The following is a 16,544-nucleotide window of genomic DNA, read 5'->3' as shown; positions in this document are numbered from 1 at the left end:
CCTTCCCGCGGTTTCTGACGGACCGTTAGATTTTATGTGCCATCAGGTCCACGAGCACAAGCCCCAGGAGGCGCCATGTCACTGCCGGCCGAGTTCCACGACATCGCCAAGCGGGTCAACAACTGGGGCCGCTGGGGCGCCGACGACGAGATCGGGACGCTCAACCTGATCACCGACGCCGTCGTGCGCGAGGCGGCCGCCACCGTCCGCACCGGTCTGCGGATCCCGCTCGCACTCCCCCTCCAGCAGGACGGCGTGCAGAGCGGGCTGATCCCCGGGCGGATCAATCCGCTGCACACCATGGTCCAGATCAACCAGGAACTCTTCGGCCCCGGCACCGTCGCCACCAGCGACGACACGGCGGTCCTGAGCCTGCAGACGGCCACCCACTGGGACGCCCTCACCCATGCCTCGCACTCGGGAAAGATCTACAACGGCCGCCCGGCCACGACGATCACCGCACACGGCGGCGCGCAGTTCAGCGGGATCGACAAGGCGCCGCACATCGTCTCGCGCGGGGTGCTGCTCGACGTGGCGCGCGCACGAGGTGTGGACCGGCTGCCCGGCGACCACGCCGTCATCCCCGAGGACCTGGAAGCGGCCGAGGAACTGGCGGGGGTACGGGTCCGGTCCGGTGACATCGTGCTCGTACGGACCGGGCAGGTGCAGATCTGTCTGGCGGGCGACAAGCACGCGTACGGCTATCCGTCGCCCGGCCTGTCGATCCGGACGCCCGAGTGGTTCCGCGCGCGCGATGTGGCGGCGGTCGCCAACGACACCCTGACCTTCGAGATCTTCCCGCCGGAGATCGACGATCTGTGGCTGGGGGTGCACGCGCTGGACCTGGTCGAGATGGGCATGCTGCAGGGCCAGAACTGGAACCTGGAAGCGCTGTCCACAGCCTGTGCGGAGGAGAAGCGGTACGCCTTCCTGCTCTCCGCCATGCCGGAACCGTTCGTCGGCGCGACCGGCACCCCGGTCGCGCCGGTCGCCATCCTCTGATTCGCCGGGAGCAACTGCTTCAACCTTTATGCAAGGTTCGTAAAGACTTGCGACACCTTGTGCGCATCGTGGCCCGCATACCCCGCGCCCTGCGCGACACCGTGCACGCCCTGCGCGACACCGTGCACGCCCTGCACGCCGGAGTGCAGCGGCACCTGGATCAGTGGCGCGCCCCGGTCGACCTCGCACCAGATGCGCTTGCCCGCGCCCTCCGGCTGCCAGCCCCAGCGGTCGGCGAGGCCGTCGACCAGCTCCAGGCCCCGGCCGTTGGTGTCCTCGCCCGCCGCGTGGCGCTGCTGCGGCGGGCGACAACTGGTGTCGGCCACCTCGACCCGGACGGTCCCGGCCGAGCCCGTCAGGCCGAACAGCATGCGCAGCACGGCCGGACACCCGGTGTGCACCACCGCATTGGTGACCAGCTCCGAGATCAGCAGGATGAGCGTCTCGGCCAGCGGCTCGTCGTCCCTTATCCCGGACCCGACCAGTCTCGACCGGGCCCATCTACGGGCCCGCCCGACCTCCGCGGGATCCGGCCCGACCTCCAGCTGAACCTGAAGCACCTGCACCGCTCACACCATCCGAACCGGCGGACACATCGCCTCGCGCCTCCTCAGGGTCACGGAACGTGATTCCCTTACGAGACAGCATGGTTGACGTACAGTCACCGCAACAAGCGCTTCGGGCATATTCCATCGCGAAGGAGTACGCGTGGTGCATACTGTGCGACGCGCGCTGCGGGGAGTCGAACAGAGGCGCATCGAGGCCGCGGGAGCCGCCTCCCGGGCACGCCCGGCGCTTCTGCCTGGAACGCGAGCAGGGCACCGCTCCCGGGCCGGAGTCGCCACACCGGCAACACCCGGATCATCCGGTTCCAGTTCCTGTCGCATCCAACGGAGCGTACCCGAGCCCGGCGCCGACTCCGGCCCGTGACGAATGACGTGAAGGACGTGAGCCGGGGCACGCGCTCACCGACTGCACTGCGTAACTCCGCAGCGTGAGGCTCCTACCCCTGCCTGTCACATGCGTGCGCCAGGCATTCGCCCGCTGCCGGGCGCCGGAAGCCTGCACGGAACCCGTCCGGCTTCAGCACAGGTCCCCCGCAAGCACCTCCTCGGCCGCAGCGGCCGCCAGCCACTGCCCGGACCGCAGCCAGGCCCGTTTGAGGTGCAGGTGAACATCTGCCTCCCAGGTGAAGCCCATGCCGCCGTGCACCTGGAGGCAGTCCCGGGCGTTGCGGACCGCCGCGTCGTCGGCCAGCAGTTTGGCGCCCGCGATCTCGACCGGGTCCGCGGTCACGGCCGCCGCGTACACGGCGCAGCGGGCCAGTTCGGCGCGGACCAGCATCCCGGCGCACAGGTGTTTGACCGCCTGGAAGGACCCGATCGGCGATCCGAACTGTTCGCGCTCACCGGCGTGTTGGACGGCCATCTCGGTCGTCCGGGCGGCGCTGCCGAGCTGTTCGGCGGCGGCGAGCAGGGCGCCCTCGTCGCGCAGCCGCTCGCCCCGGGGCAGCGGCTCGCCGCCCTCCACAGGGTCCGCGACCCGCCACAGGGGCGTGAACGGGTCGATCGAACGTACGGGATCGGCGGCGTCCCGTACCCGTACGGCGTCCCGCACCGTGCCGCCGGACGCCCGCGCCGCGTTTCCGGGGCCGAGTACGAGCAGCGCGTCCGCCTCCCCCAGGTGCGCCACCGGCTGCCCGGCGTCGAGCACCGCGACCACCGCCTCGCCCTGCGCCGCGCCCTTCACCGGGCCGGCCGCGAGGTGGGTGGCGATCAGTGGTCCCGGCAGCAGCGAACGCCCCACCTCCTCGAAGAGCAGGACCGATTCGGGCAGCCCGAGACCGACGCCCCCCTCCGCCTCCGGCAGCCGCAGCGCGAAGAACCCGGCTTCGCCGAGCTCCCGCCACAGCGCCCGGTCGACGCCGGTACCGGCGTCGAGCGCGGCCCGCATCCGGTCCCTGCCGAAGCGCCCGGCGAGAAGTTCCCGCACCCCGGCCCGCAGGGCCCGCTGGTCGTCCGAGAGCTGGAAGTCCATGAGTGCGTCAGCGCCCCTTCGGCAGGCCGAGTATGCGTTCGGCGACGATGTTCCGCTGGATCTGCGAGGTGCCCGCGGCGATGGTGTACGAGAGCGAGGAGAGCCGGTCCAGGACCCACTCCCGGTCCAGATCCGCGCTGTCCGCGCCGAGTACCTCGGCCGCCGCCTCGTACAGCTCCTGGCGGGCGTGCGAGTAACGCAGCTTGAAGACCGAGCCGCCTGTTCCGGGCACGCCACCGCCGCCCCCGGCCCGCTGTGCCTCGCTGACGTTCCACTGGGTGAGCCGCCACAGCGCCCGGAATTCGGCGTTCAGCCTGCCCAGCCTGCGGCGCAGCACCGGATCGTCCCAGCGTCCGCTGCGCCGGGCCTCGGCCGCCAGCGCGTCCAGGGTGCGGCGGCAGGCGACGACCTCGCCGACGAAGGCCGTACCGCGCTCGAAGGAGAGGGTGACCATGGTGACCCGCCAGCCGTCGTTCTCCGCGCCGACGCGGTGGGAGACCGGCACCCGCACCTCGTCCAGGAACATCTCGGCGAACTCGGTGGACCCGGCGAGGGTGCGCAGCGGGCGGACGGTGACCCCCGGGGCATCCATCTCCATCGCGAGCCAGCTGATCCCGCGGTGCCTGGGCGCCGCCGGGTCGGTACGCACCAGGAGCTCGCACCAGTCGGCGACCTCCGCGTGCGAGGTCCAGATCTTGCTGCCGCTCACCACGTAGTGGTCGCCGTCGCGCACCGCCCTGGTCCGCAGCGCGGCGAGGTCCGAACCGGCGTCGGGTTCGCTGAACCCCTGGCACCAGATCTCGTCGCCGCGCAGCACCGGCGGCAGCCAGCGCGCCCGCTGCTCGGCCGTGCCCTCGGCCGCGATCGTCGGTCCGGCGTGCAGCAGCCCGACGAAGTTCGCGCCGACGTACGGGGCCCCGGCCCGCTCCGTCTCCTCCAGGAAGATCAGGTGCTGGGTCGGGGTCGCGCCCCGGCCGCCCGCGTCGACGGGCCAGTGCAGACCCGCGTAGCCCGCGTCGTACAGCATCCGCTGCCAGGCCGTGTCGTACGCGCGGCGCCCCGGCCAGTCGTCGGGGCCGGGCTTCGCGGGCAGCCCGGGGAGCACGGCGGCCAGCCACTCGCGCAGCCGCGCCCGGAACTCCTGCTCCTCCTCCGTGTACGCGAGGTCCATCGCGCGCCTACTTCTCGCGGTCCATGTCCAGGTCGAGACCGAGCATCCTGATCGCGTTTCCGCGCATCAGTTTGTAGACGGTCTCGTCGTCCAGTCCCTTGACGTGGTCGAGGGCGACCTCCTTGGTGTGCGGGAAGGTCGAGTCGACGTGCGGGTAGTCGGTCTCGAAGGTGGCGTTGTCCCGTCCGACGACGTCGAGCGAGGCGACGCCGTGCCTGTCGCGGAAGAAGCAGCAGAACATCTGCCGGTAGTAGTACGTGGACGGCGGCTCGGGGATCAGATCGCGCACCCCGCCCCAGGCCCGGTGCTCCTCCCAGACGTCGTCGGCACGCTCCAGGGCGTACGGGATCCAGCCCATCTGGCCCTCGCTGTAGGCGAGCTTCAGCCGGGGGAACTTCACCAGGACCCCGCTGAACAGGAAGTCCATCATCGAGGCCATGGCGTTGTTGAAGGAGAGGCTGGCCTGTACGGCGGGCGGGGCGTCCGGCGACGCGGCGGGCATCTGCGAGCTGGACCCGATGTGCATGTTCACGACCGTGCCGGTCTCCTGACAGACGGCGAAGAACGGGTCCCAGTAGCCGGTGTGGATCGACGGCAGCCCGAGGTAGGTGGGGATCTCCGAGAAGGTCACCGCCCGCACCCCGCGCGCCGCGTTCCGCCTGATCTCGGCGACGGCCAGGTCGATGTCCCAGAGCGGGATGATGCAGAGCGGGATCAGCCGGCCGCCGCTGTCGCCGCACCACTCCTCCACCATCCAGTCGTTGTAGGCGCGGACACACGCAACCGCCACCTCTTTGTCCTGGGCCTCGGCGAAGGTCTGGCCGCAGAAGCGCGGGAAGGTCGGGAAGCAGAGGCTGGCCTCGACGTGGTTGAGGTCCATGTCCTTGAGCCGCTCGGCCGGGTCCCAGCAGCCGGGCCGCATCTCCGCCCGGGTGATCCCCTCCAGCGTCATGTCGTCGCGGTCGAAGCCGACGGCGGCGATGTTGCGCTTGTACGGGAACTTCAGGTCCTCGTAGATCCACCAGTCGGTGGGCGGGCCGTCCGGATCCATCGTGATGACGTACTTGCCGCCCGTGTACGCCAGCTCGCCGATGCCCGCGGTGAGCGGCTGCGGGCCGCGCTCGCGGTATTTGGCGGGCAGCCAGGTCGAGAAGAGGTGCGGCGGCTCGATCACATGGTCGTCGACGCTGACGATCCGAGGCAGTTCCGTCATGGTGTCCCCTTCGGCACGCGCTTTTCTGATGACCCGTCAGATTGACGTCGAACTCAGGCTAGCCCCGCACCCCTGGACCGACAAGGCGCAGCGCTCTACGCTCTCCGCACTATCTGACTGTCCGTCAGCTATGAGGAGTTCGCCGTGTACGAGACCGCGCACGCCCTGGGTGCATCGGGCACCTTCTGGGAACTCGTCGAACGCCGGGCCGGTCTGACCCCGGACCGCCCGTTCCTGATCCAGGACGACCGGACGCTCACCTTCGGCGAGCTGCGCACCCGCGGCGAGCGGGTCGCGGCCGGGCTGTGGGAGATGGGCGTGCGCCCGGGTGGCGTCGTCGCCTGGCAGTTGCCGACCCGGATCGAGACGGTGCTGCTGTCGTTCGCGCTGACCCGGATCGGCGCCGTGCAGTCGCCCGTCATCCCGTTCTACCGGGACCGCGAGGTGGGCTTCGCGCTGCGCGAGTCGAAGGCGGAGTTCTTCGCGGTGCCGGGCACCTGGCGGGGCTTCGACCACACGGCGATGGCCGGCCGGCTGGCGACGGACCGGCCGCCGGTGGTGTTCGAGGCGTACGCGTCACTGCCGGACGGCGATCCGTCGGTGCTCCCGCCGCCGCCCGGTGACGGCACGGCCGTGCGCTGGATCTACTGGACGTCGGGCACCACCTCCGACCCGAAGGGGGTGCTGCACACCGACCGCAGCCTGATCGCGGGCGGCTCCTGCCTGGCCCACGCGCTGCGCCTGTCGGCGGACGACATCGGCTCGGTGGCCTTCCCGTTCGCCCATGTCGGCGGGCCGGACTACGCGGTGATGCTGCTGCTGTACGGGTTCCCCGCGGTGCTGTTCGAGCACTTCGCGATGCCGGACGCGCTGGAGGGCTACCGGCGCCACGGGGTGACGGTCGCGGGCGGGTCCACGGCGTTCTACTCGATGTTCCTGACCGAACAGCGCAAGGTCCCGGACCGGAGACTGATCCCCACCCTGCGGCTGCTGGCGGGCGGCGGGGCCCCGAAGCCACCGGAGATCTACCACGCGGCGGTACGGGAGATGGACGTCCAGCTCACCCACGGGTACGGCATGACCGAGGTCCCCATGATCACGATGGGCGCCCCCGACGACACGGCGGAGCACCTCGCCGGGACGGAGGGGCGTCCGCCCGCGGGCATGGAGATCCGGATCACCGACGAGGACGGCAAGCCGCTGCCGCACGGCACGGACGGCGAGGTGCGGCTGCGCGGGGAGGCGGTCTGCAAGGGCTATCTGGACCCGGCGGCGTCCGCGGCGGCGTTCGACGCCGAGGGGTTCCTGATCACCGGCGATATCGGCCACGTCAGGGCGAGCGGGCATCTGGTGCTCACCGGGCGGCTGAAGGACATCATCATCCGCAAGGGCGAGAACATCTCCGCCAAGGAGATAGAGGACCTGCTGCACCAGCACCCGGACGTCGGGGACGCGGCGGTGATCGGGCTTCCGGACCCGGAGCGGGGCGAGCTCGTCTGCGCGGTCGTGGAACAGCCGGTGGGCGCCGCACCGCTGACGCTGACGGAGGTCGCGGGGTATCTGCGGGCCGAGGGGCTCTCCGTGCACAAGCTGCCGGAACGGCTGGAGGTGGTGGCGGCGCTGCCGCGCAACGAGGCCCTGCGCAAGGTGCTGAAGTACCGGCTGCGGGAGCAGTTCGCCTGACGGAGGGGCGGGGCGGGCCCCGCCCCCTCGTGTGCCTACGCGTCCGGGGCGATCACCGTGAAGTAGTCGGCGAACGCCGACACCGCACCGTCCTCCGTGATCCTGCCGTCCTGGTCCGCGTCCAGGGTCCGCGCCGCGAGCTCCGCCGTCGCGGCGTCCGCGCCCAGCACCCGCAGCGCCCGCTCCACGGCGGGTACGGCCGCCGTGCCCTGGTCGTCCCGGTCCGCCACCGCGATCGCCGCACGCAGGAAGGGGCGGGCGATCTCCGCGAAGCGCTCCGGGTTGTCGCGCAGCCGTTTCACGGCCCCGCCCACGAACTCCTCACGGGTGACGCGCTGGTCCCCGTCGACATCGGCGATGCCCGCCATGCCCTGCCAGAACGCCTCGGCCCCGGTGTAGAGCGCCTGGCCCTTGTCGCAGCGCGCCGTCGTACCGAATTCGGCGAGCAAACGGGCCGCGGCGGCACTGAAATCCGCGCGATCGATGTATCCGTTGCCGTCCTGGTCGAAGGCGGCGAAGCGGAAAGCGATCTTGCGCTCATACTCTGCGCTGTCCATGCGGGGAGCGTACGACGCCGGGAGGCGTCACGTGTCACTTACGCGCTCCACCGGTGTTACAACCCAGTCATCGGCGCCCTCACGCGGAGAGCGGCCGGGCCCCTCCGTCGACGGCCGTGTCCCAGTCGGGGTAGACGTCGAAGAGCCGGCGTACGCCGAGGGCGGCGAGCACCCGGTTGACGTGGGAGCCCTCCTCCGCGCCCCGGGCCGGCAGGATCAGCCGCAGCCGGCCCCCGCAGGAACGCATCAGGCGGCGGGAAGCGATCAGTACGCCGACGCCGCTGGAATCGCAGAACAGGACCTCGGAGAGATCGAGCACCACATCGTGGCGGCCGTCGGCGACCGCGTCGTGGACGGACTGGCGCACGGAGGGCGACGTCACCAGATCCAGTTCGCCGCGCATGTGCAGTACGGTCCATTCACCCTGCACAGTCTCGGCCACTCTCAGCGTCACGCGACCGGCCCTCTCGTTCCGGGGATTCCGACGATCCGGAAGTTTCCGTTCCTTCTCGCGGCTGCCCCGGCCGCACCCCAATGAAACACCGAGCGGCCTGTCAGGACACAGCCGGATTCAGGCAGAAATGATCACTTCAGGTCCGATCCGTCGGCGCCGAGTCCGCATTCCCTACCATCCCGGGCCTCTTCAGGGGCGTACTTGCCGTAAAGGGACGTGCATCTTCGACGCCGCCGACTACATTCGGTGTGACGAGGGGAACAGGGCTGGGGGTCGCATGGCTGGAAACGCACCACCCCGCTGGGACCGCAAGATGCAGCAGCGGCTGGCACGCGGTGAGGCGGCGGCTCTCGGCGAGCTCTACGACCGGTTCGCCTCGCTCGTGCACAGCCAGGCCCACCGGATGCTCGACGACGAGACCGCCGCCGACCTGGTGACCCGCGAAGTCTTCGGCTACGTGTGGGAGAACCCGGACGCGTACGACCCCCAGCAGGGCTCGATGCGTTCCTGGGTGGCCCGGCTCACGCACCGCCAGTCCGTCCGGCGGCTGCGCGAGGAGGACAGCCTCCGCGACGACGGCGCGGACGACGACGGCAGCGGGCTGGAGGAGCGGGTGCACCGGGCCACGGCCGCGGCCCGCGCCGACTACATCGTCGCGTCCATGCCCGCCCCGCTGCGGGCCGCACTGGAGCTCGCGTACATCCAGCGCCGGGACTACCGGCAGACCGCGGCCGACCTCGGGGTCACCGAGGACGAGGCCCGCCGCCGGCTCCGGCTCGGGCTGCAACTGCTCTCCACCGCGCACACCCGCCCGCTCGAAGGGACGTCGCCGCCCGGATACGGACGGCCCCTGTGACCGGCGACGACGCGAACGGACGCGAGGACGGCGGACGCGACGACGAGGTACGGGGCGCGCGGCGCATACCGGGACCCCGGGCCGCCGCGGACGACTTCGACCTCGCCGCCGTACCCCTGCCGCCGCCCGTCCCCGCGACCCCGCCCGAGAAGCCGCGGCCGAGCCCGCAGCCGCCGACACCGGAACCGGAAACCGCCGCGGCACCACCTGACCCATCAGGCCCGTCGGCCCCGTCGGCCCCGTCGGACCTGCCGGTGCTGGCGCACCGCGTCCTCAGGGCGCTCCTCGGCGCGTGGGCCCTGGCGGCCTGCTCGGCGGAGGAGACCGAGGCCGTCGAGGCGCATCTGACCGAGTGCGCCGCCTGTACGGACGAGGCCCTGCGGCTGCGCGACGCGGTCGGGCTGCTGCACACCGACCGCAGCCTGGACCTCGATCCGACGCTCCGCACGCGGGTGATCGACGCGTGTCTGAGCCGCCGCCCGGCCGACATCCCGGTGCCGGACTGGGCCTCCCCGTACGACGCGGAGACCGCGCGGCTCGACGCGCTGCTCCGTGACATCGGCGGCTCGGAATGGCACGCCCCGGTGCGTCTGAAGTGGTTCGAGAACGAGCAGGAGGCCAACCGCAAGACCACGGTCGCGGGCGTCATCGGCCATCTCATGACCGTCGACGGACTGATCGGCACCGCCCTCGACCTCGAAGTGCCGCTCGGCGACGGAGCCCTCGGCCGCGGCGCCGACTGGCCGCTCTCCCCCGTCGCACGTACCGAGAAGTACTGGTCCGCCGACCGGCGGCCGCCCACCCGTGCGGTCCACGAACCGTGGCGCGACCAGACCCACGCCCTCATCCGTACGGTGTCCTTCGCCGGCCGCGGGGTCTCCGAGCTCTCCGTCTCGTACGGGGACTTCGCCCTTCCGATGCACGACGCCCTGCTGGACCGGGCCTTCGAATGCTGGGTGCACGGCGGCGACATCGCGGCAGCGGTGGACTATCCGTACGAGGCGCCGTCCGCCGCCCACCTCAACCGGATGATCGACCTGGCGGCCCGGCTGCTGCCCGCCGCCCTCGCCGAGCGCCGCAGGACCGGTCTTGCCGGGCCCGCCCGCCATCTGGTGACGGCCGGTTCACCGGGCCGTTCGCTGCATCTGGAGGTCGAGGGCTCGGGCGGCGGCGACTGGTACATCCCGCTGGACTCCCCGGCCGCGCTCGGCTCCCCCGCGCACACCGTGGCGCAGGTCGCGCTGGACGGCGTGGAGTTCTGCCAGCTGGTGGCCGGGCATGTGCCACCGGTGGAGGCGGCGGCCGGTCAGGAAGGGGACCGCGAGGCGATCCGCGACGTGCTCTTCGCCGCGGCCTCGCTGAGCCGCCTGTAGGGCCTGTTCGACCCTGATCCGCCGGACAGGCTCTGGGGCCCCTACGCGAAGACCACCGTACGGCGGCCGTTGAGCAGGATGCGGCGCTCCGCGTGCCACTTCACGGCCCGCGCCAGCGCCTGGCACTCCACATCGCGCCCGATCGCGACCAGCTGGTCCGGCGTGACGCCGTGGCCCACCCGCTCGACCTCCTGCTCGATGATCGGCCCCTCGTCGAGGTCCGCAGTCACGTAGTGCGCCGTCGCACCGATCAGCTTCACACCACGGGCGTGCGCCTGGTGGTACGGCTTCGCGCCCTTGAAGCTCGGCAGGAAGGAGTGGTGGATGTTGATGATCCGGCCGCTCAGCTGCTTGCAGAGGTCGTCCGAGAGGACCTGCATGTAGCGGGCGAGGACGACCAGCTCGACGTTCTCCTCGCGGACCAGCTCCAGCAGCTGCGCCTCCGCGGCGGCCTTGTTCTCCTTGGTCACCGGGATGTGCCGGAAGGGAACGTTGTACGAGGCGACGAGCTCGGCGAAGTCCGTGTGGTTGGAGACGACGGCGGCGATCTCGATCGGCAGCGCCCCGATCCGGGAACGGAACAGCAGGTCGTTGAGGCAGTGCCCGAACTTGCTGACCATCAGCACGACCCGCATCCGGTCCGAGGAGCGGTGGATCTGCCAGTCCATCCGGAAGGAGTCGCCGACCGCGGCGAAACTGGCCCGGAGCTTCTCCACGGTCACCGGGGCGTCCGCCGAGAAGTGGACCCGCATGAAGAACAGACCCGTGTCGTGGTCGCCGAACTGCTGGCTGTCCTCGATATTGCAGCCGGTCATGAAGAGATAGCTCGACACGGCGTGCACGATGCCCTTTTTGTCGGGGCAGGAGAGGGTGAGGACGTACTGCTCGGGGGCGGTCTCAGCAGGCTGCGGCGCGGTCATCCCCGTAGCGTGCCACACCGGCCCCGCATCAGGCCGATCTGGTCATGATGCGGAGCACGTCGAGGGAGCGCGGCGGCGTGTCGGGGTCCTCGCCGTCGTTGCCGGCGAGCAGCACATGGGCCTCGCGGGCGGCCCGTACGGCCTCCGGCCAGCCGTGGTGCTCCAGATACGCCGAGACGGGGGCGTCCGCGCCGACCTGGTGCATGATGCGCAGCACCCGGAGCACGGCGACGTCGACGAGGGCGGCCTCGCCGGTGTCGCGGAAGATCGTCCCGATGTACTTCTCGGCGGACCAGTTGTCCAGCCAGGTGTCCTCGACCAGGCGGTACACGGCGTCGGTGACGTCGCCGTACCCCTCCCGGCCGGCCAGCCAGCACTCGTGGTGGAAGACGGGGTCGGAGAGCATGTGCAGCGCCGAGCGCACGTTGCTGCGCCAGCGCCACCAAGGCATGTCATTCAGCGGCATGCCGCCCATGGTGGAGGAGCGACGGCCGCGACGGGAAGAGTTCTCCGAACCTTGCTGCACGGTCATCGATCGTACGTTCCCTTTTCCGCCCCCCGCACCGGCCCCCGCAATTCACCTGGATGTCACCGAGCGTTGAGCGGGGCACACTGCGGCGTTACCCCGCGGCCGGAAATGTTCATGCCCATGACCGGACGGCGACGCCCCACCTCCCCCCGCCCCTACAAGCTCCTCACAAGTACGGCGGCGGTCGGGGCGCTGCTGGTCACCGGTTGCGGCGCACTCCCTGGGGCCACGGGGGGCTCCAGGGAGCCCGTCACCGTGGTGACGTGGGCCCCCAGCGGCGTCGCGGGGCCGGACGCGGTGAACATGGCGGGCATGACCGCCATGGCACGCACCTACGCCCGCTGGGCCAACGCCGACGGCGGGCTGGACGGTCACAAGCTGCGCGTCGTCACCTGCGACGAGGAGGACACCTCGATCGGCGCGGCGAACTGCGCCCGGCTGGCCGTCAAGGAGAAGGCGGTGGCGGTCGTCGGCTCGTACAGCCGGCACGGGACGGCGTTCATGCCGCCGCTGGAGGCCGCCGGAATCCCCTACATCGGCGGATACGGCGCTTCCGACGAGGAGTTGAGCAGCTACAACTCCTACCCGGTCAACGGCGGCCAGCCGGCCCTGCTCGCGGGCAACGCCCGGCAGCTGGCCCGCAGTTGCGAGCGGGTGTCCGTGGTCCGCCCCGACAGCCTGAGCGGCGACGGCCAGGCCTGGCTTCTCAAGACCGGCCTCACCGAGGCGGGCCGGCCCGCGCCCGCCGACATCCGGGCATCGGAGTCGGCCACTTCGTACGACGCGGCGGCCGAGCCGGCGCTCCAGGCGGCGGGGGCGTCCGACGGCTGTGTGACGGCCGTGCTCGGGAAGCGTACGGAGACCTTCTTCGACTCCTTCCGGCGGCTCGAACCGTCGTACGGGAGCGTGCGGATCTCCTCCGTGCTCGGCAGCGTCGACCAGCCGCTGATCGACAGCACCGGCGGCCGGAACAGCCCGTTCGAGGGGGCCTACATCACCGGCTGGTACCCGGACGCGGGCGACGCCCGCTGGGACGGGATGCGACAGGTGATCCGCAAGCACGCCTTCGGCGACAACCGCATCGACCCGGACGACACGGGCGTGCAGACCACCTGGATCGCGTACACCGTGCTGAAGGAGATCGTGACGGCGATCGACTCCCCGCAGATCACCCCCTGGAAGCTCACCTCCGCCCTCAACGAGGGCACCCCGGCCGATACCGGCGGCCTCACCCCGGTGCTGCGCTGGAGCTTCGAGGATGTGCTGGGCTCATCCGCGTATCCGCGGATCGTCAACACCAGGGTGACGTTTCAGGTGGTGCGCGACGGACGGCTCGTCGCGGACAGGAAGGGATTCATGGACGTCACGAAGACGTTGTCGGACGCCAGCGCGAAGAGCTGACCCGCGGCACCCGCCCGGATTCGCGGGACGGGCGCCGCGGGACGGGCCGTCACAGCTCCGTCGCCGCCCGCCGGGTCAGCCCGTACTTCGACGCGATCGAGTTCCACAGCCCCGACGCTTCCCGCTTCGCCTTGCTCGCCTCGCCGCTCTGCACGGTGGCCTGCTGCGTCTCGGAGGTCGTACGCGCCTTCCCGTGCTTGCACACCTTCTTGCCGTTCTTGGCCTGCGCGGCCCACGCGGCGTAGTGCTCGTCGGCAGCGGCGGAGGCCCGCCAGGCCTTGGTGAGGGAGGCGGTCAGCTGGGCGTGGTTCGGCAGCTTGTCGACGGACAGCCCTTCAAGCCGGGTCACCAGATCGCGGCGCTGCTGGGCGGCGCCCTTCAGATCGGTCACGGCCTGGTCCAGATCCGTGCAGCTCTTGGTCTTCTCGACGGCCCCGACGACCGCGGCACGGCTGTTGTTGCTGTCCGCCAGCAGCTTGTCGAGCGCCTCGGCCTGCGGCTTCGCCGGATCGGCCGCGGCCTGCGTGGAGGGCTCCTCCCCGGCGGGTGAACTCGCCGCGGCGACCGGCTGCTTGTCGTCCTCGCCCTTGTCGTCGCCGCCGCTCATCAGCGCACCCGCGCCGAGACCGACGACGGCGCAGCCGACCACGACCGCCGCGATGAGCGTGACATGTGCCCGCTTCTTGCGCGGCGGCCCCTGCGGCTCCTCGTCCATGGGCTGGTACGGGGGCTGCGGCGCCTGCGGAGAATGCGGGGGCTGCTGGGCGCCCTGGTACTGCTGCCTGGAGTCGAACTGGGGCATCTGCTGGGTGGCGCCCGCCGGCTCGTCGCTGCGGAACAGGTTGTCGAACTCGGCGGGCGGCTGCCGGTCACCCGGGGTTCCGGGCCTGATGCCGTACGGGGCGCCGCCGGGGACCGGCGGGATGTACTGGGTCGCCTCGGCGTCGCCGCCCGGAGCGGGCTGCTGCTGGTACGCCTGCGGCTGCTGCGGCGGCACCGCGCGGCCGAGGAGCCGGGTCGACTCGGCGGGGTTCTCCGGCGGCAGCCCGCCCGGCGTGGGCCCACCGGCCACCGGCGCGATGTACTGCGTGGCCTCCGCGTCGCCGCCCGTGCTCATCCCGGGCACGGCCTCGGGCGGCAACGGCTGCGCGAACGACTGCGGGGGCTGCTGGGCGTGCGGCGGCTGCTGCTGGGGCTGCTGCGCGTACGGCGGCTGCTGCTGGGACGGCAGAGGCTGCTGGAACTGCTGCGGCTGCTGGGGCTGTACGGGCGGCAGCGGCTGGGCCTGCGGCATCTGTGCGTGCTGCGGGGCGGGCGGCTGCCCGTACCCCTGCCCCGGCTGCGGCTGGCCGTACTGACCCTGCCCGTACGCTCCCTGCCCCTGGGCGTGCCCCTGGGGCAGGTGCTGCGGCTGGGACTGATGCGAGGCATCCTGGTGCGCCGCCTGCGGCCCCCAGGACTGCCCCCACGGCTGGCCGCCCGCCGGGGCGGCCTGATCCGCGGGCCCCCTGGTATCCAGGGCTCGCCGCCACCCGCGGGCAGCACGACACCTTCGTGCGCGGGCCGTACAGCAGGGAGCTGCTGCTCGTCACCCTGTCCGCTCTGCGTCACCGGGACTCCTACGTGTAAACCTACGGAATCGTCGGCTCACGCTATCGGGTGGTCGCCGCCGTTCGCCAAGCGTGTGTTCTCACTCACCAGCCCTTCACAAGCGCTGTAACGCTCAGCGTTCTCAAGACGCAGTTGAGGGGCGACTTCACGCGCACCCGGGTCAGGCCGCCTGGAGTTCCAGCCGAGCACCGAACTCGCGCACCGCCGACTCGTCCCCGTACGGGATCAGCCGCTGCTGCAGATCGTCCAGATACTCCGCTCCCCGGCTGGAGCGCACCGACCCCAGCAGCTCCATCGCCCGCGTGCCCGTATGGCAGGCCTGCTCCACCTCGCGCATCTGGACCTGGGCCGTGGCCAGAAGCACCAGGCCGATGCCGCGGCGGCGGGTCCGGGACTCCGGGTGGCCGGCCAGGGACTCCTTCGCCCGGCGCGCGGCGGCCTCCGCCTGGCCGAGGTCGCGGTGGCAGTGCGCCAACTCGTCCGCGAGATAGGCGTGGTCGAAGTGGGCGATCCAGTCGGGGTCGTCGCCCGTGCCCGGTTCGGCCTGCTCCATGGCCGTCAGCGCGCGGCCCGTCACCGCCTGGCAGGTGCGGGCGTCGCCGAGCAGGGCGTGGCCGCGTGCCTCCGCCGCGTAGAACATCGCCTCCGCCCTCGGGGTGACGCGCCCGCGCGCGCCCTCCTGCGCGGCCCGGGCCAGTTGGGCGATCTCCCGGGGATTGCCGAGCTGCGCGGCGAGATGGCTCATCGAGGCGGCCAGCACATAACCGCCGTACGCCCGGTCGCCCGCCGCCTGGGCCAGGCGCAGCGCCTGGATGTAGTAGCGCTGGGCGAGTCCCGGCTGACCGGTGTCGACCGCCATGTACCCGGCGAGTTCGGTGAGCCGGGCGACCGCCGCGAACAGCTGCCGGCCGACCGATTCGCGGTACGCCCCGGAGAGCAGCCCGGAGACCACGCTGTTCAGGTAGTGCACCAGGACCGGCCGCACATGTCCGCTGCCGAACCGGTGGTCGAGGTCGACCAGCGCGGCCGTCATCGCCCGCACCGCCGCCACGTCCGACATCCCGACGCGGGCCCCGGCGGCCCGTGCCACCTGCGGGTCGGCGCCGGTGATCAGCCAGTCGCGGCTGGGTTCGACGAGCGCGGAGGAGGCGACCGCCGAACCGGACAGGAAGTCGCGGCGGCCGACATCGCTGCGCCACAGCTCGCAGACCTGCTCGATCGCGCCGATCACGGTCGGGGCGAACTGCAGGCCGACGCCGGACGCCAGATTCTTGCCGTTGGCCATCCCGATCTCGTCGATCGTGACCGTACGGCCGAGCTTGCGGCCGAGCGCCTCGGCGATGATTCCCGGTGCCCTGCCGCGTGGTTGCTGTCCGCGCAGCCAACGGGCCACGGACGTCTTGTCGTAACGCAGATCGAGCCCGCGCTCCGCGCCGACCATGTTGACGCGGCGGGCGAGGCCGGCGTTGGAGCATCCGGCTTCCTGAATGAGCGCCTGGAGCCGTTCGTTCGGCTGGCGTGCGACGAGAGGCCTGGCTGCCATGTTTCCCCCTGAGGCCGCAGTGATCATTGAGCCGATCACTGCCCGGCGAATACGCGGAAAATGCACAGATTCATCGTGTTCGTCACGTGCGTCATGTTCCTTGTCATTCCTGTCGGCATATGACAGAGGCCGACCGTTCCGGACCCGCACATCGGCTGCCCGACGGTTGCCCGTATGTGGCTACCCGCCCGGCC

General features: G+C 71.5%; 14 protein-coding genes and 1 pseudogene. 5 read left to right on the top strand and 10 right to left on the bottom strand.

Annotated elements, in window-relative coordinates; genetic code table 11:
• The first annotated feature begins 75 nt into the window (after positions 1–75).
• Complete coding sequence (locus OG978_RS23350) at positions 76–1,002, top strand: cyclase family protein (RefSeq protein WP_326767082.1); 927 nt, start codon at positions 76–78, stop codon at positions 1,000–1,002.
• A 26-nt stretch (positions 1,003–1,028) separates the two neighbouring features.
• Here the strand turns inward: OG978_RS23350 and OG978_RS23345 are convergent, their stop codons facing one another.
• The 4 genes from OG978_RS23345 to OG978_RS23330 form a co-directional block, all read right to left on the bottom strand.
• Entirely contained in the window at positions 1,029–1,568 is a 540-nt protein-coding gene (locus tag OG978_RS23345; RefSeq protein ID WP_326767081.1) for an ATP-binding protein, read from the bottom strand.
• A 517-nt stretch (positions 1,569–2,085) separates the two neighbouring features.
• Positions 2,086–3,039, bottom strand: coding sequence for an acyl-CoA dehydrogenase family protein (locus OG978_RS23340; RefSeq protein WP_326767080.1), 954 nt, complete (start codon positions 3,037–3,039; stop codon positions 2,086–2,088).
• Positions 3,040–3,046: 7 nt separating this feature from the next.
• The gene (locus tag OG978_RS23335; RefSeq protein ID WP_326767079.1) at positions 3,047–4,210 is read right to left on the bottom strand and encodes an acyl-CoA dehydrogenase; all 1,164 of its coding nucleotides are present in this window, start codon (positions 4,208–4,210) and stop codon (positions 3,047–3,049) included.
• A gap of 7 nt (positions 4,211–4,217) precedes the next feature.
• Positions 4,218–5,423, bottom strand: a complete 1,206-nt coding sequence (locus tag OG978_RS23330) for an amidohydrolase family protein (protein WP_326767078.1) — start codon at positions 5,421–5,423, stop codon at positions 4,218–4,220.
• 144 nt (positions 5,424–5,567) lie between these two features.
• On the opposite strand from OG978_RS23330, the gene OG978_RS23325 reads away from it, so the two are divergent.
• On the top strand, positions 5,568–7,106 hold the full coding sequence (locus tag OG978_RS23325) for a class I adenylate-forming enzyme family protein (RefSeq protein WP_326767077.1): 1,539 nt from the start codon (positions 5,568–5,570) through the stop codon (positions 7,104–7,106).
• Between the two features lie 35 nt (positions 7,107–7,141).
• On the opposite strand, the gene OG978_RS23320 is transcribed toward OG978_RS23325, so the two are convergent.
• Together OG978_RS23320 and OG978_RS23315 are read right to left on the bottom strand one after the other, a co-directional pair.
• Positions 7,142–7,663, bottom strand: a complete 522-nt coding sequence (locus OG978_RS23320) for an EF-hand domain-containing protein (protein ID WP_326767076.1) — start codon at positions 7,661–7,663, stop codon at positions 7,142–7,144.
• Between the two features lie 79 nt (positions 7,664–7,742).
• Positions 7,743–8,117 (bottom strand): STAS domain-containing protein, encoded by a 375-nt coding sequence (locus OG978_RS23315; RefSeq protein WP_326767075.1) that lies wholly within the window; start codon positions 8,115–8,117, stop codon positions 7,743–7,745.
• 277 nt (positions 8,118–8,394) lie between these two features.
• Here OG978_RS23315 and OG978_RS23310 point away from each other — a divergent pair, with 277 nt between their 5' ends.
• Together OG978_RS23310 and OG978_RS23305 are read left to right on the top strand one after the other, a co-directional pair.
• Entirely contained in the window at positions 8,395–8,973 is a 579-nt protein-coding gene (locus OG978_RS23310; RefSeq protein ID WP_326767074.1) for an RNA polymerase sigma factor, read from the top strand.
• Positions 8,970–10,346 (top strand): zf-HC2 domain-containing protein, encoded by a 1,377-nt coding sequence (locus tag OG978_RS23305; protein ID WP_326767073.1) that lies wholly within the window; start codon positions 8,970–8,972, stop codon positions 10,344–10,346. The genes OG978_RS23310 and OG978_RS23305 overlap by 4 nt, the downstream gene beginning before the upstream one ends.
• A gap of 41 nt (positions 10,347–10,387) precedes the next feature.
• On the opposite strand, the gene purU is transcribed toward OG978_RS23305, so the two are convergent.
• Together purU and OG978_RS23295 are read right to left on the bottom strand one after the other, a co-directional pair.
• Positions 10,388–11,266, bottom strand: a complete 879-nt coding sequence (gene purU, locus OG978_RS23300) for a formyltetrahydrofolate deformylase (protein WP_326767072.1) — start codon at positions 11,264–11,266, stop codon at positions 10,388–10,390.
• 28 nt (positions 11,267–11,294) lie between these two features.
• The gene (locus OG978_RS23295) at positions 11,295–11,741 is read right to left on the bottom strand and encodes an SCO4402 family protein (protein ID WP_326770132.1); all 447 of its coding nucleotides are present in this window, start codon (positions 11,739–11,741) and stop codon (positions 11,295–11,297) included.
• 174 nt (positions 11,742–11,915) lie between these two features.
• Between OG978_RS23295 and OG978_RS23290 the strand changes: the two genes are divergently transcribed.
• Positions 11,916–13,196, top strand: coding sequence for an ABC transporter substrate-binding protein (locus tag OG978_RS23290; protein WP_326767071.1), 1,281 nt, complete (start codon positions 11,916–11,918; stop codon positions 13,194–13,196).
• A gap of 49 nt (positions 13,197–13,245) precedes the next feature.
• On the opposite strand, the pseudogene OG978_RS23285 reads toward OG978_RS23290, so the two are convergent.
• Positions 13,246–14,807: pseudogene (locus tag OG978_RS23285) on the bottom strand (hypothetical protein).
• A gap of 160 nt (positions 14,808–14,967) precedes the next feature.
• Positions 14,968–16,350, bottom strand: a complete 1,383-nt coding sequence (locus OG978_RS23280; protein ID WP_326767070.1) for a transcriptional regulator — start codon at positions 16,348–16,350, stop codon at positions 14,968–14,970.
• Between the last annotated feature and the right edge of the window lie 194 nt (positions 16,351–16,544).

Origin of the sequence: Streptomyces sp. NBC_01591 (assembly GCF_035918155.1) — a bacterium.
Classification (GTDB): domain Bacteria; phylum Actinomycetota; class Actinomycetes; order Streptomycetales; family Streptomycetaceae; genus Streptomyces.
This window is presented reverse-complemented; position numbering and strand designations above follow the sequence as displayed.